Source organism: Tateyamaria omphalii, from assembly GCF_014651375.1.
Classification (GTDB): domain Bacteria; phylum Pseudomonadota; class Alphaproteobacteria; order Rhodobacterales; family Rhodobacteraceae; genus Tateyamaria; species Tateyamaria omphalii.
On record NZ_BMWT01000003.1, the window covers coordinates 138,944 to 156,678 of the forward strand.

A 17,735-nucleotide genomic window follows, 5' to 3' on the forward strand; every position below is an offset into this window, starting at 1 on the left:
CCAACAAGGCGGCCTTTTTGCTTACATGTTGGCAGTTCCCAACATTGCAAAGTATCCAGGCAGAACCTCGGCAAAGCGGTGTTCACCGTCCGCTGTCAGGCATAACTGCTTTTCCCGCTTGTCAGTGGATTGATCCGCGGCAAGCATGATCAAATCCTTGGTCTTCAGCGCGGCCAACGCTTTGCTCAGGACAGGCTTTGACACATCCAGACGATCAGAAATCTCTCCCGCCGACAGGCTGGTGCGACTTGGCTCGCGCACAATCATCATCAGTGAAAGAAACTGCGTTTGTGACAACCCATGGCCACGCAAGAATGCCTCTATATCGCGCAGCAGGATGCTCGCGCGTCGCAACCCCTCCAGCACGGTTAGAACATGCGTCGCATCAACATCGGGGATATCCGCAGTCACCCCTGTGATCATTTCCGGGCTTGGCAGGTCTTTCAGAAAAAACATCAGGCGTACCGGCGCATCCGCACAATCTCGACCGGGGCGGCCAGCCAATTCTCGTAGTCGGCAAAGACTGTTTTGACGTAGTCCATGTCATAATGCGCATCGAGTGCGGCGTCGTCCGCCCAATGCTCCACAAGATGTATCGCACCGGTGTCTTCTGCCCCCACATTCAACTCAAACCGGTGACATCCAGGCTCGGCGCGGGTGGCTTCCAAAATACCTTTGATCGCTGCAAGGGCATCTGATTTGTGCTCGGGTTTTGGGCGAATGGTGGCAAACAGGCTGAGTTCAGTCACGGCAGAATCTCCATAAAGTTAGCATGCTAATTATATGGGAACGTGCTGCGTTGTTGCAAGTGCGTGGCGCGGCCCCTTTGGGATGCAATTGTTCTCCCGCCTGCGCTTCCTATTGCGCCCGTCGAAACCTTGGGTCACGTTCAGTCACATGCAGCGCGTCATGATCATAGGACAGCCCGGATCGGGCAAGTCGACCCTGGCGCGGCATCTGGGGGACAAGACGTTTCTTCCCGTCATCCATATCGACCACATCCACTGGAAATCCGGATGGGTCGAGCGCGACAGCGCCGAGAAGACGCAGATGACCCTCGACGCCATTGAACAGCCCAAGTGGATCTTCGAGGGCGGACACTCGGTGACGTGGCCCGAGCGGTTGGCTCGGGCCGATACGCTGATCTGGCTCGACCTACCTGTCGGACTGCGCCTGCGCCGGGTGCTATGGCGGTCCTTGCGGTATTTCGGTCAAAGCAGGCCGGACCTGCCCAAAGGCTGCCCGGAACAGCTGGACTGGGAATTCCTGTCCTTCATCTGGCGGACGCGCAACAGCTCCCGCGAAAAGGCACGCGCTCTCTATGAAAACGCGCCTCTGGAAAAGACGAGGTATCACTTCACGTCCCCCGCCCAGGTGCACAACTTTCTGTCAAACCTTGAAACGGCTCTTGCCATTGGCAACCTCGGCGTTCCACACCGCTGATACCATGCGACTGATCCTTTTGACCTTCCTCACCATGATTGCCTTTGCCGCCAATTCGGTCCTGAATCGTATGGCAGTGGACAGCGGTGCCATTGATCCGTCCAGCTTTGCGATGATCCGTGTTTTTGCAGGGGCTATTGCCCTTTGTATGATCCTGACGGTGCGGGGTGGGGGGCTTCCCATCATGCAACGCGGGCGGCTTGTCGGTGCCACCAGCCTCGCCGCTTACATGATCGGTTTCTCGCTGGCTTACGTGACGCTGGACGCAGGCCTTGGCGCGTTGATCCTGTTCGGCACGGTGCAGGTCAGCATGTTCGGCTGGTCGGCCATACGCGGCGCGCGGCCAACGACGCGGCAGGTGACAGGGGCAAGCATTGCCTTTGCCGGGTTGCTGATTGCCCTCTGGCCCACGGACGGCGCGGGCGGAGATTTCGCCGGTGCCCTCTTGATGGTCATCGCAGGACTTGGCTGGGCCGCGTATACCCTTGCCGGCAAAGGGGCAAAGGACCCGCTGTCCGCGACGGCCGCCAACTTTGTCGTCGCAATGCCACTGCTGGCGGTATTGCTGCTTGGTTCGGGGCTGCACGCAGCACCATCCGGCATTGCCCTCGCCATCTTGTCGGGGGCTGTCACGTCGGGGCTTGGCTATGCGTTGTGGTATTCGGTCCTGCCACAGCTTCAGGGTCAGACAGCGGCGGTGGTGCAACTGAGCGTGCCCATCATAGCAATCGCAGCTGGTGCCCTGCTTTTGGGCGAATCCCTGTCGCTCACGCTTGCGCTGTCTGCGGCCCTGGTCATTGGCGGCATCGCCACAGCAGTTACCGCATCAAGGGCTCAATCGGGTCGTAGCTGACGCCTGAACCACCAAATGCAACGGCCCCAAGGCTGTCGGGCTTGTGCGGCACCTGTGACAGTTCCTCTTCCGTTAGCCAGCGCCGCTCGGTCACAACCGCTTCGGCATCGTGCCAAACCTCCGGGCGCAGCGTCCCCGGAACAATGGTGCAGCGAAAGAACACCTCGACCTGATGAAACTGGCTGGGCGGGTCGTGGTATTCGTTGACCAGACACGGTGCGCCAACCTCGACTGTCAACCCTGTCTCTTCATGCACCTCACGCGCCAGGTTGTCGGGCAGGCTGCTGCCCACTTCGACCCCGCCTCCGGGGGCGCACATCAACGCGCTCTTGGCCGTGTGCCACGCGTTGACCATCAACAGGCGTTCGTCCTCAACGATCACGGCGCGGACGGCGATGCGGGGGGATTTCGGGCGCATGGGCAAAACCTTTCCAAGGGCGACGACGCGTTATCATTCCATAAGCGGGCACATGGGGGTATCTCAAGGGTATGAGATGGATTGCTGCCCTTGTTCTGGTTCTGATGGCCGTAAGCGCCCGTGCTGATTGCGTGGTGTTGCTGCACGGGCTCGCCCGCACAGAGACGTCGCTGCTGGTGCTGGAACAGGCGCTACTCTCCGATGGCTACCGGGTGGTGCGGCCCGGCTATCCATCGACCAACGAAACGGTCGAGACGTTGGCACGGGACGTTGTGCCCAAGGCCATCGAAACATGCGGCAACGACACGGTGCATTTTGTCACCCATTCGATGGGGGGTATCCTTGTGCGCTATTGGTTCGCAAACCACTTCGTGCCGCCCAATCTTGGGCGTGTGGTCATGCTGGCCCCGCCCAACAGAGGCAGCGAAGTGGTGGATGAGCTGGGAGATCTAGAGGCGTTCGGCTGGTTCAACGGTCCTGCGGGTCGGCAACTGGGCACGGGTGAGGACAGCCTTCCGCGCAGCTTGCCCGCCGTCACGTACCCGGTCGGCATCATCGCCGGAGAACAATCCCTCAATCCGTACTTCTCATCGCTCCTGCCGGGGCGGGATGACGGCAAGGTGTCGGTGCTGGCCACGCCGGTGGCGGGTATGGCCGATCACATCGTGCTGCCTGTCACCCACACCTTCATGATGAACAACCCGAATGTTATCGCGCAGGTACTGACCTTTCTTGACAACGGCGTCTTTGACCGCGAACTGCGCTGGATTGATGCCGTGCTGGAACAGTTGGGATGTCCGGACGGGGATTGCCTGCAAGGACGCGATGATGCTGAAAATTGATCTGGATGGCGGTGCGGTTCTGCAGCCCTCCGGACTGGAAACCGCCCGCCTGTCGATGGCGGGTGGTGTTGTGGTCGATGCACCTACGGGCCGCTCGGTTGATCTGAGCGGGTATCGTATCCTGCCCGGCATCATCGACGTGCATGGCGACGGGTTCGAACGGCACATGGCCCCGCGCCGGGGCGCGATGAAACAGATGAACGAAGGGATCGTGGCAGCCGAGGCTGAGATTGCGGCCAACGGTATCACCACTACGGTCATGGCCCAGTTTATCAGTTGGGAAGGCGGGTTACGCAGCCTCGACTTTGCTAAGCAGGTCTTCAATGCGATGATCGCCACACGCGGACATGTCGTGACAGACCTGCGCCCCCAGCTTCGCTTCGAAACCCATATGCTCGACCTCTACGCGGAGCTGCCGCAACGCATTGCAGACTGGCAGGTGGGCTATGTCGTGTTCAACGATCATCTGCCACATGATCGACTGGCCGAGGGGCGCAAACCCCCGCGCCTGACGGGGCAGGCGCTCAAGGCCGGGCGGAACCCGGATGTCCACTTCCAGATGCTGTTGGACCTGCACGCGCGTGGGGGCGAGGTGCCCGAGGCACTTGATACACTATGTGCGCAGCTTCGGCAGCAAGGCGTGCAAATCGGCAGTCACGATGACCATACCGGTGATCAGCGCACCACGTGGCGCGCCCGTGGGGCCAAGGTCGCTGAGTTCCCCGAAACGGCAGAGGCAGCAGAGGCCGCGCATACCGCGGGTGACCTCGTCGTTCTGGGATCACCCAATGTCGTGCGGGGGGGATCGCACAAGGGCAACGCCTCCGCGCTGGATCTGATCACCATGGGGTTCTGCGACGCGATTGCGTCTGACTACCACTACCCGTCGCCGCGCCGTGCAGCACTGATGCTGGCCAAAAGCGGGTTGATGGATTTGGCCGGGGCATGGGCGCTTGTGTCATCCGGCCCTGCAAAAGTGCTGGGGCTCACGGATCGCGGCACGCTCACTCCGGGCAAACGCGCAGATATCGTGATCCTCGATGAAACGGACCGGGTGGCCGCCACGCTTTCGGGTGGGCGGGTTAGCTACATGTCCGGCGACATCGCGCAACGCTTCGTGGCAGCGGTCTAGCCGACCACCCGGTTCACATGGCCCATCTTGCGACCTGATCGGGCCTCGGCCTTGCCATAGAGATGCACGGCGGTGCCCGCCTCGGCAGTCAGTGCCGGAACGCGATCCACATCATCCCCGATCAGGTTTTCCATCACCACATCTGAATGACGCTGTCCGTCGCCAAGCGGCCAGCCCGCAATGGCGCGGATATGCTGTTCGAACTGGTCCACAACGCACCCGTTCTGGGTCCAGTGACCTGAATTGTGCACGCGCGGCGCAATCTCGTTCACGATCAGGCCCTGTGGTGTGACGAATAACTCAACGCCCAGCACCCCCACATAATCCAGAGCGTTCAGGATGTTGGCAGCCAGCAAGACTGCGTCGGTGCGCTGGCTGGCGCTCAGGCGGGCAGGGACGGTGGTGGTGTGCAGGATACCATCCTTGTGCACGTTTTCGCCGGGATCAAAGCAGGCAACAGCTCCATCCAGCCCACGGGCCGCGATGACGGACACCTCGTGGCTGAAATCGACAAAGCCTTCGAGGATGGCGGGTGCATCCTTCATCTCGGCCAAGGCGGCCCCGGCGCCGGCAAAGTCCATAATGCGCGCCTGCCCCTTGCCGTCATAGCCAAAGCGGCGGGTTTTCAGGATCGCCGGTATGCCTATATCGGCAATCGCCTTGGTCAGTGCGTCCACATCGGGAATGTCGGCATAGGGTGCCGTTTTCAAACCCAAACCGGTCAGAAAGTCCTTTTCAACCAAACGATCCTGACTCACCCGCAGCGCTTCGCGGCCCGGACGGATGGGCACGTGATCCTCCAACGCATCCAGCGTCAGTGTGGGGATGTTCTCGAACTCGTAAGTGACAGCGTCAACCTTTGTGGCAAAGGCATAGAGGGCGTCGTTGTCCTCGTAGGGGGCTGTCGTCACCATATGGGCGACATCACTCGCTGGTGGTTGCGCGGAGGGATCAAAGATATGCGTTCGAAAGCCCAAACGGCTTGCAGCAACCGAAAGCATACGGCCCAACTGGCCACCGCCCAGAATTCCAATGGTCGATCCCGGCGCCAGTGGCTCAGTCATCGCTTGGCACCTCTGGGATGGACGCGGACAGGGCGTCGCGCCACGCCTCCAACCGCTCGGCCAAGGCCGGGTCCGATACGGCCAGAATGCCTGCGGCCATCAGCCCTGCGTTGGCCGCACCTGCTGCGCCAATCGCCATGGTGGCCACGGGAAAACCGCGCGGCATCTGCAGGATGGAATACAGGCTATCGACCCCGCTCAGCGCCTTGGTCTGCACGGGCACACCAATTACAGGCACACGGGTCTTTGACGCCATCATCCCCGGCAAATGCGCCGCACCGCCGGCACCCGCAATAATCACCTTCAACCCCCGATCCACAGCCGTCTTGCCATAGTCCCACAGCCGATCCGGCGTGCGGTGGGCGGATACAATGCGCGCCTCATACGGCACCTCCAGCGCATCCAGCATCTCGGCAGCTTCACGCATGGTGGGCCAGTCCGACTGGCTGCCCATGATGATGCCAACGGGGGAAGGGGTGTCTGTCATCTCAATTCGCTCTGCGGTCAGAAAGCGCGCACTATAGCCAGATCGCGCCGCGGGGCAATGGCGGCACAACCGGTTTCATTTGACATGATGCTGCGCTGCGGCAACGCTGGAAGCATTGAGATCAGGAGATTGCAAAATGATGACCCCATTTGACGTCTGGGCGCCGATGTTCCGCGCCCCGTTTTCCGGCGATGTGACACAGGAAATCGTGCCGCGCATATTGTCTCCGGACATTGCAGGCAGCGCCGAGATCGAGGCCAGGATCCAGACCGACGTGGCCAGCTATGGCACGCAACTGGGCAAGGTGCTCGAAGCATTGCAAACCCTCGCGGCGGCCACCAAGACGGACCTGCCTGCGATCGACAAACTGGTCGCTCAGATCGAAGGTGTCAAAGATCAAAACCGGGACACGATCCGCGCTGATGCCGAACGCGCTCTGGCGCGGCTCAAGGCAGTGGACAAGGAAAGCTGGCGCAGCCTCACGCGCGGCGACTAGGGATCAGGCGATGATATCGGGGGTCAAGCGATCCTCGATGATCGCGATCTTGTCCTTCAGCATCAGCTTTTTCTTCTTCAGGCGCTGTATGGTGAGCTGGTCGCCCGTGGCCTTTTCCTGCAAGGCATGAATGGCCTCGTCCAGATCGCGATGCTCGCGCTTGAACACTTCCAGTTCAACGCGCAATACCTCGTCAGTCTTCATCGAGATATCAGAAGGAGCATTCATGATGCGATTCCAAGCAATTGCAGAGGCTTTAATATAATCACAACCCTGCGATACGCCTAGACCTTGTTCCCAACAAGGTTTCTGCCCATATTTACACTATCCGCTGCCGCATCAGGGGCGGATACAGACTGTCGCTTGACCAAAAGGACGTGTCGCATGACGAAGATGACCCTTGCCTCGTACCCACACATGCTGGGATTCGAGCAACTTGAACGGCTGCTGGAACGCACGGCCAAAAGCTCTGAGGGCTACCCGCCGTTCAATATCGAACAGACATCTGACTATTCCTATCGCATCACGCTGGCCGTGGCCGGTTTTGCGGAAAATGATCTCTCGATCACGGTGGAAGATCGCCAACTGGTGATCCGGGGACGGCAAGCAGAAGACACCGAAGAACGGGTTTTTCTGCACCGTGGTATTGCCGCACGCCAGTTCCAGCGCAGTTTTGTCCTCGCTGACGGCGTTGAAGTGGGCGAAGCCATCATGGAAAACGGATTGCTGCACGTCGATCTGACCCGGTCCAAGCCCGAAACAATCGTCCAGACGATCAACATCAGGAAAGGATAAGTCATGAACACGCCCTATGATTTGAACGCCGATGTGGGCCGGATGGTCTATGTAAAGGCCATCGACGTCGATGCGCTGCCGCAGGACGTGCAGGATCAGGCCGAAGGGCTGGATCAGCTCTTTGCCGTACACGATGCGGAAGGACAGCAATTGGCGCTTGTGGCTGACCGCAAGCTGGCCTTTGCACTGGCACGCCAGCACGACTACGCGCCGCAACCGCTGCACTAAAAACGTGCGTTGGCCCGACTCAGGTCGGGCCTCAGATCACCATGCTGAAGCAGGCAATTGACTGGATGGACCGTCGCAAACATCCTTACGTTGAGCGAGTGTAATCTGACACCTCGCCGCCCGCTTTGACCGTCAAACCGTTCGGCTCAAAACAGAAGCTCGAAGCTTCCCACAGTCAAACTCTTACAATCCTGCCCTTCATGTGCGGATGAAACACACAGAAGTAAGATGTTTGCATGTCATCAGTGACAACAACCTTGGCAACTTGGTTTTGCACAAGTTCGCCCGTGTCCCACTCAAAGTCGTCCGCGGTCGCAGTGTGCGGGGCAAGGTCTTCGTTGATCCACTGAATCGTATCGCCAACGTTTACCTTGATTTGCTCCGGAACGAAGGCAAAACGCTTGATCCGAACAATATGCGTTACGGGCCCAGATGCCGAAGCTGCTCCAGTTTTCAGGGCGGCTGCCGCTGCAGCCGCCCCTATCAAAACCGCGCGTCGTGTTGTCGACGCATTCATCAGTATTTCAAGCCTTTGACCATCATCTCGGCATGCTTTTCATGCGCCTTGAAGATTTCCAGCCCTTGTTCAAAAAGCGCTTTCACTTCAGCATTGTCGATGTTGGGGATCATTGTGCCCTCAACCAGAGCGTTGACTTCTTTATGGTAGGCCAGCTCATTTTCGGCATAGGCCATGTCGAATGCTTTGCTTTCAAGTTCGATGAAACCGGCAATAATCTTATCTGCACGTTCATTGAGTGATTGGCTGACGGCATTGTCCTGCGCGGTTGCACCAAGCTTGTCCAAAAGTCCCAATGCCGCTTCGCTTACCGCTGCATGATCCCGGATCATGGTGCGCGCAAACTCATGAATGTCGGGGTTCTTTGACAAGGCCAGGGCAAGATGCGCATACCGGATATCAATGTTGTCGGCAGTATAGGCGATATGAGCGAATTCCAGATCGTTCATCGCTGCGATGTCCTGTGCCCGCGCTTGCACACCCATCATTGAAGCCGCTAGGGCCAATGCAGATACGAGTTTCTTCACGACAATTCCTCCAGGTCGATAAGTGACGTGAATCCAATATCGTAGGCATGGAGGTGTGGCCTATGCTCCACAGTTCGTATTTTCATACAGATCTTTCAATCCTTTGAACAAAGGCGATGTCAGTTCGACAAGCGGTCGCGATTCAGTTGCGACCGCGCTGAACTGCAGAGTGTTGCGGCGCTTTCAGAAACTCAGCGCGATAGGACGGCAATGTCGTGTCTGGGTAGACGGTTTTCCAAGGGTGCCCTCGTATGGACAATAAAAAAAGCCCTCAAGGGCCCACCACGTTTGTCCCAGACAAGACCGCGAAAGTGATCAGTCGCCGCCGCCGTCTCCGTCCCCATCACTGTCCCACTCTCCGCCCGGCTCTGACGGGTCGGTCGCCGAACACCTCGTTCCTCCGTGCCATTCGACCCAGACGTAAATGCCGTCGTCCCTCTGGTGAAGCGTACTCCGTCGCCGGAAGTCCGCCCATGCTTGGAATGCAAGGAATAGACCGACCAGACCCATCATAGCGGGCTCCGTTCCAGAGAATGCCATAAAAGCAAGAAAAATAGTGGGGCCAATGACCGATTTCAGGCCAAGACCCAAGTGCGAGCAAGTGCTCGTCATCACAAGTCTCCATGTGGTTTGATGTGAAGTAGACACGAAGGACGCGATTTGATGTTTCGGGGTCAGATCTGTCCAACCCCCGCGCGTCATATCGACCTTGTCGTCAAATAAAGTGTCATGTCTGTGCCACCCGTAGCATCACAAAGGTAACAGTTATATGACGCCGGTTTGCTTCGCTGGCCTATGCCCGCGTGACCTGGTGTCATCTGGTGCAAACCAACCCTTCACTGCATGCATCCGATACCTTGACCAAGCCTCTGACCGATGCCTTCACTGATCTGGCCGGGTCACGTCCGTTGACCAAGGCGTCCCCAAGGAATGAGGAAAAGAACATGAGTTTCAATGTTGATTGGGTAGATGCCTTCACGGATCGTGCCTTCGGTGGCAACGGATGTGCTGTGGTGCATGACGGGGCAGGGCTGGACGATGCCACCTGCATGGCATTTGTCCAGGAAACGTCACTGGTGGAATGCACCTTCACCGGCCCATCGGACGTGGCCGACATCCGCGTCCGATACTTCCTTGCCAGCCGCGAGATTCCCTTTGCAGGTCATCCAACTGTTGCCACGGTTGCTGCCTTGCGCCACCGGGGTCTTGTGTCTGACGGGTCTCTGACGCTGGAAACAGGTGCCGGGATTGTCCCGGTGGATGTCGATGGCATGTCCGTCCGCATGACGCAGGTTGCGCCAAAATTCGGTGTGCGTCCTGATCCCGCACTGGTGGCCGCGGTTGGCGGAGTGCCTGTTGACGCGATTGTCCATCCACCTCGCGTTGTCTCCACCGGACTGCCGTTCACGATCACGGTGCTCAAGGATCGCGCAACCTTGGAACAGGTCCGCTTCAACATGGACGCGTTCCAGACTTATCTGGATACGCTGGGCGTGCACGGTACAGATGTGATGGAGCCGTTCTGGTGTACACGGGAAGGGGCAACTGATGCCGGTGACACCCTTGCCCGTCTTCTCATGGCACCACCCAGCCCTCCCGAGGATCCTTTTACCGGATCGGCCACCGGGGCCATGGCCGCCTATCTCTGGTCCGAAGAGCTGATTGACGATCCGGACTTCGTCGCGGAACAGGGCCACGTGCTCGGGCGTCCGGGCCGGGCACATGTGTCTGTGCAAGGACCCCGTGATGCCATCAGCGGTGTGATCGTGGAAGGCAAAGCCCACATCCTGATGAGTGGTCAGCTACATCTCTAGTATGGCCTCGTAAGGCGCATCCCGATGCGCCGCCCACCTTCGCTGGGCAGTCTGCCATTTGCGTGGTTAACACTGAAAAAGCGCACCGTACGCTGCGCAAGCAGCTGATATTCCAGCGCGAACACAGAGTGCTAAAGACCTCGTTAAAGCACCGCACAGGCTGTCCCCGCGGGGACAAACCGAAAAAGGCGCACCAGAAAGGTGCGCCTTACATCTTCTCGTAAGGCGGAGGTGTCCTCCGCCCCGCCTTATTCGGCGGCGATCAGACCCATGCTTTCCAGCTTCAACAGAACCTGGTGGGCGCAGTTGTCCACGTCCACATTCTCGGTCTCGACGCTCAGCTCAGGATTTGCCGGGACGTCATAGGGGTCAGAGATGCCGGTGAACTCCTTGATCTTGCCTTCACGCGCCAGCTTGTAGAGACCTTTCCGGTCGCGGCGTTCGCACTCCTCGATCGAGGTCGCGACGTGCACTTCGACAAAGGCACCAAACTGTTCGATATCCTCGCGCACCGCCCGGCGGGTCGTCGCGTAGGGGGCAATGGGCGCACAGATCGCGATGCCACCATTCTTAGTGATCTCGGACGCGACATAGCCGATGCGGCGGATGTTCAGATCGCGGTGTTCCTTCGAAAAGCCCAGTTCCGACGACAGGTTCTTCCGCACGATGTCACCATCAAGCAAGGTCACGGGACGGCCACCCATCTCCATCAGCTTGACCATCAGAGCGTTGGCAATCGTCGACTTGCCAGATCCGGAAAAGCCGGTGAAGAACACGGTAAAGCCTTGCTGCGAGCGTGGCGGCTTGGTGCGGCGCAGTTCCTTGACAACTTCGGGGAAGCTGAACCATTCGGGGATTTCAAGACCTTCGGCCAGACGGCGACGCAGCTCAGTGCCCGAGATGTTCAGGATGGTGACATTGTCCTTGTCGGCAATCTCGTCATTGGGTTCGTACTGGGCGCGCTCCTGCACATAGACCATGTGTTTGAAGTCGACCATTTCGATGCCCATCTCCTCCTGATGCTCGCGGAACAGGTCCTGCGCGTCATAGGGGCCATAGAAATCCTCACCCGCCGAGTTCTTGCCGGGGCCCGCGTGATCGCGACCGACGATGAAGTGGGTGCATCCGTGATTCTTGCGGATCAGGCCGTGCCAGACCGCTTCACGAGGGCCTGCCATACGCATGGCCAGGTTCAGCAGCGACATGGAGGTGGTCGATGCCGGGTACTTGTCCAGCACCGCCTCATAGCAGCGCACGCGGGTGAAGTGGTCCACGTCGCCGGGCTTGGTCAAACCCACAACGGGGTGGATCAGCAGGTTCGCCTGGGCCTCACGGGCGGCACGGAAGGTCAGCTCCTGGTGCGCGCGGTGCAGGGGGTTGCGGGTTTGGAAGGCCACGACCTTGCGCCAGCCCATCTTGCGGAAATAGGCGCGCAGCTCATTTGGCGTGTCGCGACGTGCGCGGAAGTCATAGTGCACAGGCTGCTGGATGCCGGTGATCGGACCGCCAAGATAGATCTCACCCGCAGTGTTGTGCAGATAGTTCACCGCCGGGTGGGCGCTGTCATCGGCGCCAAAGACCTTCTCTGCCTCATGGCTCTTGTTGGGGGTCCAACGGTCGGTCACGGTCATGGTGGCGAGGATCACGCCTTCCTGGTCGCGCAGGGCGATGTCCTGACCGATTTCAAGGCTGCTTGCGAATGTGTCGTTGACATCCAAAGTGATCGGCATGGGCCATAGCGCACCGTCGGTGGTGCGCATCGTGTCGACAACGCTGTTGTAGTCGGCTTCGGACAGGAACCCCTTGAGCGGGTTGAACCCGCCATTCATCAACAGCTCAAGATCGCAGATCTGGCGTGGGGTCAGATCCCAGCTGACAAGGTCAGCCGCATCCATCTTCAGCTTTTGCGCGCTGTCATATGAAACATACAGCTCGGGGATCGGAGCAAGGTTGTTTTCCATCAATTTTGTCCTGTGTTTCAGGGGGTTTAACCCGGACGTGGTGCCGGTCAGTTCGGCAAAAAGGGCATCATATTCCGCGAATTTGCGAGCGAGGAATTGATCGGTGAGCCGGTTTTTTTCGGCGGCTCCCCGTGTCGTGAGCGCATAGGAAAAGCGTTGCCGCTTGTCTGGACCGTCCATGTCATTGACCTGTACAAAGCCCGCCTCGGTTGCTTGCCGCAACAGAGTGTTGAGGCGCCCAAGGGACACGCCAATCTCTTGCGCCATCGTGCGTTGAGTGACACCGGAGGCCTGATCCAGCTGCCGCAACAGGCGGAATAACTGGTCGTCGCTTTCCGGTGTTGATTTGGGCGCGGTTGACATCACATGGGCTCGGCTGCGTTCACGGGTGAACACATTTCATAGAAAGTTTGTTCACGAAAGAACAAACTTTTCCCATGCGCGGATTTCCGCAGTTGTGGCAAATGCGTAACGGCTGTGTGCGTCCCGTCAAGCCTGTCAGGCAGGCGCCGTCATGCGTGGCGTAAAGGCGCTTACATCGGCGGCATTGATCAGGGGGACAGCTTCCAGCGGTGCTTCGCGCCCGCGCAGTGACAGCGACACCACGATATCCGCGGCGGCGTCCAGACCAGCGGCGTGCAATGTGTCCATAGACACAAGCACCTGCGCGCCACGTACCTTTGTTTCGCTCTCCAATCGCGAGGCAATGTTCACCGTGTCGCCAATCAGCGTGCGAGGGGCATGACCCGCCGCGCCGATTTCACCCAACACGACATTGCCCAGATGCACGCCGATCCCGATGGCCACCGGCGCACTGCCTTCACTGTCCAATCGTTGATTGAAGTCGGCAAGGGCTTTGCCGATACCCTCAATCGCCTGAATGGCGGAGCGGGCAGATATTTCAGCCGTGGCGCTTTCGAATACTGCCATCAGCCCATCGCCCATGTACTTGTCCACCGTACCGCCAGCGGCATTGATGGGGGGCACAATCTCGTCAAAAAAGCGGTTCAGCAAATGCACGACGTCATAGGGCAATTGCCCATCCGTGCGGGCCGTGAACCCGCGCATGTCCAGAAACAGAACGGCGAGCTGCGCCTCTTTGCCCTGGCTGGCATGGGCGCGCCCACGTTTGCCATCGCGGTCAAAGACGCGGAACACCCGAACCGAGCTTGTGGGACGCACCTGGCAGGCCAAGCGCGCATTGGGTGGCGCGTTCACAGCGATCAGGCTGCGTTGTTCCGCCTCTGACGGGGGAGGCAAGTCTTCCAACCCTTCCTCGACAATCACACGGCAGGTCGTGCATCGACCCCGCCCACCACACAAAGCCGTATGGGTGACGCCGCTGCTGCGGGAGGTTTCAAGAATGGTCTGACCACGCGGTGCCCGCACGCTGGGTCCGTCCACGTAATGGATACGGATGGGGCGCGCGATCGCCGCGAGCGCGCGGCGCGCCAGAAAAGCCGCAGTCGCAAGTCCCAGAATGGCCCAGACCGCCAACGTCATTCTATTGGAGGCGGCGGCGAGGGCCGCGAACCCCTCTGCTTCGGGCCAGTTCCATGCCGCATGCGCCACCTCTTCTGCGCGCGGATTGCTGAGCAATCCGTCGATCGTGCGGGCAAAGGTGACGTACCCGACCAGGGCCAGCGTCGGTAAAGTGACTGCGATGCCGATCAACCAAGGGATGGCCTGATGCCACCAGGATGTCAGGCGCAACCACATATGCAGGCCAATCACGCCATGGCTCCACGCCACAACCAAAAGCACTGCTTGTGCCCAGCCGTCTGTCGTGTCCCAAAGCAGCCGGGTAATGTATCCGAACATCGTGGTGACGCCGAGCATCTCGTGCGCGGCGCGGGTGTAGATCAGGTGATCCACCAGCATGATGGGGATCAAGAGGCCCAGTGCGATCTGCACCCATTCGCTCAGCGGCATCCGCAATGTGCGCGCTGCAACCACCTTGCCCAGCGACAGGAACATATGTGCGAGAAAGGCCGATATGATGATGACCGTGCCCACACCCGACCGGGTCACCCAAAGGCGTGCGGACTGAAACGTGTCAAAGGCCGTTGGTGAAATCAGGATCGTTGCGAGGTTCAGGATGTGCAAAGTCAGATAGAGCATCAGGATCAGGCCACTGAAGATCCTGATCCGTGTTGCCAAACTGCCGCGCCAGATCGCGTGCGCCATGACTGCCCTTTTTTGTGTTTACTTCAGCACAGGGTGGCCGTGACGATCCGTCTGGTCAAGCGCGTCAATGCATTGGACGTGTCGGGGGAGGGGGCGCTGCCCCCGCGGCTGTGCCGCTCCCCCGTGGTATTTTCGGTCAGAAGAAACTGCGGGCGTTACTCGGCCGCCAGTTCCTCGGCGCTGTTTTCGGTTTCCGCGATGAACCGTTCGGCTTCAAGCGCGGCCTGACAGCCCATGCCAGCAGAGGTGATCGCCTGGCGGTATTGCCAGTCGGTGATGTCGCCGGCGGCGAACACACCCGGGATCGAGGTTTCGGTGCTGTCAGGCTTGGTGACCACGTAGCCGCCCATATGCGTTTCCAGCACGTCCTTGACCAATTCGTTGGCAGGCGCGTGACCGATGGCGACAAAGACGCCCTTGGCGGGGATGTCGGTGATCTCGCCTGTCTGCACGTTCTTGACCTTCACGCCCTCGACCCCCAGCGGGCTGTCGGTGCCATAGACCTCTTCCAGCTGGTGGAACCACAGCGGCTCGATCTTGGGGTTCTTGAACAGGCGGTCCTGCAGGATCTTTTCGGCGCGCAACTCGTCCCGGCGGTGGATCAGCGTGACCTTGGAGGCAAAGTTGGTCAGGAACAGCGCTTCTTCGACGGCTGTGTTGCCGCCGCCGATCACGACGATCTCTTGCCCGCGATAAAAGAACCCATCACAGGTGGCACAGGCCGAGACGCCAAAGCCTTTGAATTTTTCCTCGGACGGCAGGCCCAACCATTTGGCGCGGGCGCCAGTGGCGAGGATGACGCTGTCAGCCACGTATTCGGTGCCGCTGTCGGATTGGGCGACGAAGGGGCGTTTGGACCAGTCGACGGACGTGATGATGTCGCCGATGATCTCGGTCCCCATCGCCTTGGCGTGTTCCTGCATGCGGATCATCAGGTCGGGGCCCTGAACCTCGGTGTCACCGGGCCAGTTCTCGACCTCGGTGGTGGTGGTCAACTGGCCGCCGGGCTCGATCCCCTGAACAAGGATCGGGTTCAGCATGGCGCGGCTGGCATAAACCCCTGCCGTGTATCCCGCAGGACCCGAGCCGATAATCAGAACCTTGGTGCGCTTCGTCTCAGCCATTTTGACCCCCGTCTGGTGTTTGAAAGCCTGTCTGATATAGACGCCCGATACACAGGATTGAACCCAGGAAATGGGCAGCCGGGTTGCAGTGGACGCAGGGCGTCATTTCGGAAAATTGCGCAATCGTGAAACATTATTGCGCGTCCCTGCGGGCGTGTTATAACAACCGCAAAATCACGGGGGCTTTGATGGCGAGCACGCGACTCGATCCGATTGACCGGAAAATTCTGGCAGAACTGCAGGCCGATGGTCGCATGACCAATGTCGAACTTGCGAAACGAGTCGGTATCTCTGCGCCGCCCTGCCTGCGCCGGGTGCGCACGCTTGAGGAAAGCGGCTACATCCGTGGCTACCATGCGGATGTGGACAGTCACGAGCTAGGCTTCGAGGTGCAGGTCTTTGCCAATGTGGGGCTGGCCAGCCAGGCCGAGGCTGATCTGAGCGCCTTTGAGGACAAGTGCCGTGCGTGGCCGCTGGTCCGCGAATGCCACATGCTGAATGGCGAGGTCGACTTTATCCTGAAATGCGTGGCGCCCGATCTGTCCAGCTTTCAAAGCTTCCTGACGGGCGAGTTGCTGACGACGCCGAACGTGGCCTCGGTCAAGACGTCGCTGGTGATCCGGCAAGCCAAGGATTCCCCCGGCGTGCCGTTCGATGTGTTGGAAGAGCGGCTGGCGAAATCAGCCTAAGCCGTCCGGTATCGCCTAATTGCTGACGCTGTCACGCTCGGGTGCGCGCGGATGCGCCAGCGGGCCGAAATCCGTCATATGGGCGATATGCGGGAACATCGACAGAAACAGGTCGCGCTGCGCGTGGGTCACTTTCCGTGTCGCGCCCATGCCGGGATGAAAAGTCTCGGCTTCGATCCCGCCCACATCAACGGCAGCGTGCCGTGTCAGGCAGATGTGAAACAGACGGATCGGAGTGGGGGGCACCACTTCGATGACATTCACATTGTCGACAAACTCCGATGCGGGCGTCAGCAAAGGTTGACCACCAGTTGTGCCACGCAGATGCGGCGGCGTTTGCAGCAAACGCGCGCCCGGTCCCACCGTGATGAACGAACTGGGGCGATGCTGTCCAAAGCTGTCGGCCATGATCCGGATCAGGGGCACGCGGCGCCCGGCGTCTGATGGCACAAAGCTTGATGATCCGATCCAGATCACCTGTGCAGGTTCACCTGACGAGGTGTTCAACCAATCGCCTGGCTGCAAATCCTCGATCGCGATGCCGCCATTGGGGCTGGCAAGCACCACGCCACGTGCAAAGGCGGAAAAAGCGGATTCAAACAAAGGCAGGGCAGGGGCCTTGAACGTGCCAATGCTGCGCGACCCGTCCGCGCGCAGTGCCGCAACCTCGAATGTGCGGAGTGGAGGATAGTCAGGCCGAGCCATGGGCGTCGCAAATCGTTCTTCAAGTGCGCGTGGTACGCGCAGGGCAGCAGGGGACGTCATAGATAAAGTGTAACCTCGTATAGTACCAGTCACATCCGTATCGGCCCCCACCGACGACGACAGACGGAACGCGTCCTTGTGTCAAGTTTATGAAGCCTAATTCTTAAAATTGCCGCAAATTGTCAAAGAATCGGAGATATAAACCAAGAACGGCGCACCAATGGCGCGCCGCTCAAGATATTGTTCACTCGGAACCGGGCAGAACTGCCACATTCCGATTCGTATGTCAGGCAGACTTGCGCAGCTCCAGCGCAGCCTTGCGCTTCGCGATAAACATCTCGCGCCGCTTGCCGCGCGCCCAAGGCATCTTTGACGCATCCTGCTTGGCGGCGTCGGTCACGGATTTGATGAAGCGTGCGTTTGTCATGGTCTGTCCTCTGCTCAATGCTCTGG

General features: G+C 59.4%; 23 protein-coding genes. 9 read left to right on the top strand and 14 right to left on the bottom strand.

Translation table 11 applies throughout. The features are described from left to right. Positions 1-21 precede the first annotated feature (21 nt). Both IE087_RS11315 and IE087_RS11320 read right to left on the bottom strand, forming a co-directional pair. Positions 22-456 carry a MarR family winged helix-turn-helix transcriptional regulator gene (locus IE087_RS11315; protein WP_189369460.1) on the bottom strand — a complete coding sequence of 145 codons (435 nt, stop codon included), beginning with the start codon at positions 454-456 and terminating at the stop codon, positions 22-24. Then, the gene (locus IE087_RS11320) at positions 456-749 is read right to left on the bottom strand and encodes a putative quinol monooxygenase (protein WP_189369461.1); all 294 of its coding nucleotides are present in this window, start codon (positions 747-749) and stop codon (positions 456-458) included. Before IE087_RS11320 ends, IE087_RS11315 begins: the two co-directional genes overlap by 1 nt. Before the next feature lie 148 nt (positions 750-897). Between IE087_RS11320 and IE087_RS11325 the strand changes: the two genes are divergently transcribed. Beyond that, on the top strand, positions 898-1,443 hold the full coding sequence (locus tag IE087_RS11325) for an AAA family ATPase (protein WP_189369967.1): 546 nt from the start codon (positions 898-900) through the stop codon (positions 1,441-1,443). Between the two features lie 4 nt (positions 1,444-1,447). Continuing rightward, on the top strand, positions 1,448-2,296 hold the full coding sequence (locus IE087_RS11330; RefSeq protein ID WP_189369462.1) for a DMT family transporter: 849 nt from the start codon (positions 1,448-1,450) through the stop codon (positions 2,294-2,296). Here the strand turns inward: IE087_RS11330 and IE087_RS11335 are convergent. Next, positions 2,262-2,714, bottom strand: a complete 453-nt coding sequence (locus IE087_RS11335) for an NUDIX domain-containing protein (protein WP_189369463.1) — start codon at positions 2,712-2,714, stop codon at positions 2,262-2,264. The genes IE087_RS11330 and IE087_RS11335 overlap by 35 nt on opposite strands. Before the next feature lie 71 nt (positions 2,715-2,785). Between IE087_RS11335 and IE087_RS11340 the strand changes: the two genes are divergently transcribed. Then, on the top strand, positions 2,786-3,556 hold the full coding sequence (locus tag IE087_RS11340) for an alpha/beta fold hydrolase (RefSeq protein ID WP_189369464.1): 771 nt from the start codon (positions 2,786-2,788) through the stop codon (positions 3,554-3,556). Further along, the gene (locus tag IE087_RS11345; RefSeq protein ID WP_189369465.1) at positions 3,540-4,688 is read left to right on the top strand and encodes an alpha-D-ribose 1-methylphosphonate 5-triphosphate diphosphatase; all 1,149 of its coding nucleotides are present in this window, start codon (positions 3,540-3,542) and stop codon (positions 4,686-4,688) included. The genes IE087_RS11340 and IE087_RS11345 overlap by 17 nt, the downstream gene beginning before the upstream one ends. Here the strand turns inward: IE087_RS11345 and IE087_RS11350 are convergent. Together IE087_RS11350 and purE are read right to left on the bottom strand one after the other, a co-directional pair. Continuing rightward, positions 4,685-5,752 carry a 5-(carboxyamino)imidazole ribonucleotide synthase gene (locus tag IE087_RS11350; RefSeq protein WP_189369466.1) on the bottom strand — a complete coding sequence of 356 codons (1,068 nt, stop codon included), beginning with the start codon at positions 5,750-5,752 and terminating at the stop codon, positions 4,685-4,687. The genes IE087_RS11345 and IE087_RS11350 overlap by 4 nt on opposite strands. Continuing rightward, positions 5,745-6,239, bottom strand: coding sequence for a 5-(carboxyamino)imidazole ribonucleotide mutase (gene purE, locus IE087_RS11355; protein ID WP_189369467.1), 495 nt, complete (start codon positions 6,237-6,239; stop codon positions 5,745-5,747). Before purE ends, IE087_RS11350 begins: the two co-directional genes overlap by 8 nt. Before the next feature lie 136 nt (positions 6,240-6,375). On the opposite strand from purE, the gene IE087_RS11360 reads away from it, so the two are divergent. Continuing rightward, on the top strand, positions 6,376-6,735 hold the full coding sequence (locus tag IE087_RS11360) for a hypothetical protein (RefSeq protein ID WP_189369468.1): 360 nt from the start codon (positions 6,376-6,378) through the stop codon (positions 6,733-6,735). A 3-nt stretch (positions 6,736-6,738) separates the two neighbouring features. Here IE087_RS11360 and IE087_RS11365 read toward each other — a convergent pair whose 3' ends face one another. After that, positions 6,739-6,963 carry a YdcH family protein gene (locus IE087_RS11365; protein ID WP_189369469.1) on the bottom strand — a complete coding sequence of 75 codons (225 nt, stop codon included), beginning with the start codon at positions 6,961-6,963 and terminating at the stop codon, positions 6,739-6,741. Between the two features lie 156 nt (positions 6,964-7,119). Here IE087_RS11365 and IE087_RS11370 point away from each other — a divergent pair, with 156 nt between their 5' ends. Both IE087_RS11370 and IE087_RS11375 read left to right on the top strand, forming a co-directional pair. Beyond that, complete coding sequence (locus IE087_RS11370; RefSeq protein WP_189369470.1) at positions 7,120-7,530, top strand: Hsp20 family protein; 411 nt, start codon at positions 7,120-7,122, stop codon at positions 7,528-7,530. A 3-nt stretch (positions 7,531-7,533) separates the two neighbouring features. Beyond that, on the top strand, positions 7,534-7,758 hold the full coding sequence (locus tag IE087_RS11375) for a DUF1150 family protein (protein WP_189369471.1): 225 nt from the start codon (positions 7,534-7,536) through the stop codon (positions 7,756-7,758). A 175-nt stretch (positions 7,759-7,933) separates the two neighbouring features. Here IE087_RS11375 and IE087_RS11380 read toward each other — a convergent pair whose 3' ends face one another. The 3 genes from IE087_RS11380 to IE087_RS11390 all read right to left on the bottom strand — a co-directional run bounded on the left by IE087_RS11380 (position 7,934) and on the right by IE087_RS11390 (position 9,414). Then, positions 7,934-8,275: a cupredoxin domain-containing protein gene (locus IE087_RS11380; protein ID WP_189369472.1), complete on the bottom strand. Its 342-nt coding sequence runs from the start codon at positions 8,273-8,275 to the stop codon at positions 7,934-7,936. Then, entirely contained in the window at positions 8,275-8,802 is a 528-nt protein-coding gene (locus tag IE087_RS11385; RefSeq protein WP_229801355.1) for a DUF4142 domain-containing protein, read from the bottom strand. Before IE087_RS11385 ends, IE087_RS11380 begins: the two co-directional genes overlap by 1 nt. A 315-nt stretch (positions 8,803-9,117) precedes the next feature. Then, positions 9,118-9,414, bottom strand: coding sequence for a hypothetical protein (locus IE087_RS11390; protein WP_189369473.1), 297 nt, complete (start codon positions 9,412-9,414; stop codon positions 9,118-9,120). 332 nt (positions 9,415-9,746) lie between these two features. Here IE087_RS11390 and IE087_RS11395 point away from each other — a divergent pair, with 332 nt between their 5' ends. Next, positions 9,747-10,616 carry a PhzF family phenazine biosynthesis protein gene (locus IE087_RS11395; protein WP_189369474.1) on the top strand — a complete coding sequence of 290 codons (870 nt, stop codon included), beginning with the start codon at positions 9,747-9,749 and terminating at the stop codon, positions 10,614-10,616. Positions 10,617-10,864: 248 nt separating this feature from the next. Here IE087_RS11395 and IE087_RS11400 read toward each other — a convergent pair whose 3' ends face one another. The 3 genes from IE087_RS11400 to trxB all read right to left on the bottom strand — a co-directional run bounded on the left by IE087_RS11400 (position 10,865) and on the right by trxB (position 15,888). Further along, entirely contained in the window at positions 10,865-12,940 is a 2,076-nt protein-coding gene (locus IE087_RS11400; RefSeq protein WP_189369475.1) for a bifunctional sulfate adenylyltransferase/adenylylsulfate kinase, read from the bottom strand. A gap of 135 nt (positions 12,941-13,075) precedes the next feature. Continuing rightward, complete coding sequence (locus tag IE087_RS11405; RefSeq protein WP_189369476.1) at positions 13,076-14,764, bottom strand: adenylate/guanylate cyclase domain-containing protein; 1,689 nt, start codon at positions 14,762-14,764, stop codon at positions 13,076-13,078. Positions 14,765-14,919: 155 nt separating this feature from the next. Further along, on the bottom strand, positions 14,920-15,888 hold the full coding sequence (trxB, locus tag IE087_RS11410) for a thioredoxin-disulfide reductase (protein WP_189369477.1): 969 nt from the start codon (positions 15,886-15,888) through the stop codon (positions 14,920-14,922). A gap of 188 nt (positions 15,889-16,076) precedes the next feature. Between trxB and IE087_RS11415 the strand changes: the two genes are divergently transcribed. Continuing rightward, positions 16,077-16,577 (top strand): Lrp/AsnC family transcriptional regulator, encoded by a 501-nt coding sequence (locus IE087_RS11415; protein ID WP_189369478.1) that lies wholly within the window; start codon positions 16,077-16,079, stop codon positions 16,575-16,577. A 15-nt stretch (positions 16,578-16,592) separates the two neighbouring features. On the opposite strand, the gene IE087_RS11420 is transcribed toward IE087_RS11415, so the two are convergent. Both IE087_RS11420 and IE087_RS11425 read right to left on the bottom strand, forming a co-directional pair. Further along, the gene (locus IE087_RS11420) at positions 16,593-17,342 is read right to left on the bottom strand and encodes a Hint domain-containing protein (RefSeq protein ID WP_229801356.1); all 750 of its coding nucleotides are present in this window, start codon (positions 17,340-17,342) and stop codon (positions 16,593-16,595) included. Positions 17,343-17,568: 226 nt separating this feature from the next. Next, positions 17,569-17,709 carry a hypothetical protein gene (locus IE087_RS11425; protein WP_189369479.1) on the bottom strand — a complete coding sequence of 47 codons (141 nt, stop codon included), beginning with the start codon at positions 17,707-17,709 and terminating at the stop codon, positions 17,569-17,571. Positions 17,710-17,735 lie beyond the last annotated feature (26 nt).

Excerpts from the sequence above, each read along its gene's own strand:
- IE087_RS11315 (WP_189369460.1), bottom strand. The coding sequence starts at position 456 with ATGTTTTTTCTGAAAGACCTGCCAAGCCCGGAAATGATCACAGGGGTG.
- IE087_RS11325 (WP_189369967.1), top strand. The coding sequence starts at position 898 with ATGCAGCGCGTCATGATCATAGGACAGCCCGGATCGGGCAAGTCGACC.
- IE087_RS11330 (WP_189369462.1), top strand. The coding sequence starts at position 1,448 with ATGCGACTGATCCTTTTGACCTTCCTCACCATGATTGCCTTTGCCGCC.
- IE087_RS11335 (WP_189369463.1), bottom strand. The coding sequence starts at position 2,714 with ATGCGCCCGAAATCCCCCCGCATCGCCGTCCGCGCCGTGATCGTTGAG.
- IE087_RS11340 (WP_189369464.1), top strand. The coding sequence starts at position 2,786 with ATGAGATGGATTGCTGCCCTTGTTCTGGTTCTGATGGCCGTAAGCGCC.
- IE087_RS11345 (WP_189369465.1), top strand. The coding sequence starts at position 3,540 with ATGATGCTGAAAATTGATCTGGATGGCGGTGCGGTTCTGCAGCCCTCC.
- IE087_RS11350 (WP_189369466.1), bottom strand. The coding sequence starts at position 5,752 with ATGACTGAGCCACTGGCGCCGGGATCGACCATTGGAATTCTGGGCGGT.
- purE (WP_189369467.1), bottom strand. The coding sequence starts at position 6,239 with ATGACAGACACCCCTTCCCCCGTTGGCATCATCATGGGCAGCCAGTCG.
- IE087_RS11360 (WP_189369468.1), top strand. The coding sequence starts at position 6,376 with ATGATGACCCCATTTGACGTCTGGGCGCCGATGTTCCGCGCCCCGTTT.
- IE087_RS11365 (WP_189369469.1), bottom strand. The coding sequence starts at position 6,963 with ATGAATGCTCCTTCTGATATCTCGATGAAGACTGACGAGGTATTGCGC.
- IE087_RS11370 (WP_189369470.1), top strand. The coding sequence starts at position 7,120 with ATGACGAAGATGACCCTTGCCTCGTACCCACACATGCTGGGATTCGAG.
- IE087_RS11375 (WP_189369471.1), top strand. The coding sequence starts at position 7,534 with ATGAACACGCCCTATGATTTGAACGCCGATGTGGGCCGGATGGTCTAT.
- IE087_RS11380 (WP_189369472.1), bottom strand. The coding sequence starts at position 8,275 with ATGAATGCGTCGACAACACGACGCGCGGTTTTGATAGGGGCGGCTGCA.
- IE087_RS11390 (WP_189369473.1), bottom strand. The coding sequence starts at position 9,414 with ATGACGAGCACTTGCTCGCACTTGGGTCTTGGCCTGAAATCGGTCATT.
- IE087_RS11395 (WP_189369474.1), top strand. The coding sequence starts at position 9,747 with ATGAGTTTCAATGTTGATTGGGTAGATGCCTTCACGGATCGTGCCTTC.
- IE087_RS11400 (WP_189369475.1), bottom strand. The coding sequence starts at position 12,940 with ATGTCAACCGCGCCCAAATCAACACCGGAAAGCGACGACCAGTTATTC.
- IE087_RS11405 (WP_189369476.1), bottom strand. The coding sequence starts at position 14,764 with ATGGCGCACGCGATCTGGCGCGGCAGTTTGGCAACACGGATCAGGATC.
- trxB (WP_189369477.1), bottom strand. The coding sequence starts at position 15,888 with ATGGCTGAGACGAAGCGCACCAAGGTTCTGATTATCGGCTCGGGTCCT.
- IE087_RS11415 (WP_189369478.1), top strand. The coding sequence starts at position 16,077 with ATGGCGAGCACGCGACTCGATCCGATTGACCGGAAAATTCTGGCAGAA.
- IE087_RS11420 (WP_229801356.1), bottom strand. The coding sequence starts at position 17,342 with ATGACGTCCCCTGCTGCCCTGCGCGTACCACGCGCACTTGAAGAACGA.
- IE087_RS11425 (WP_189369479.1), bottom strand. The coding sequence starts at position 17,709 with ATGACAAACGCACGCTTCATCAAATCCGTGACCGACGCCGCCAAGCAG.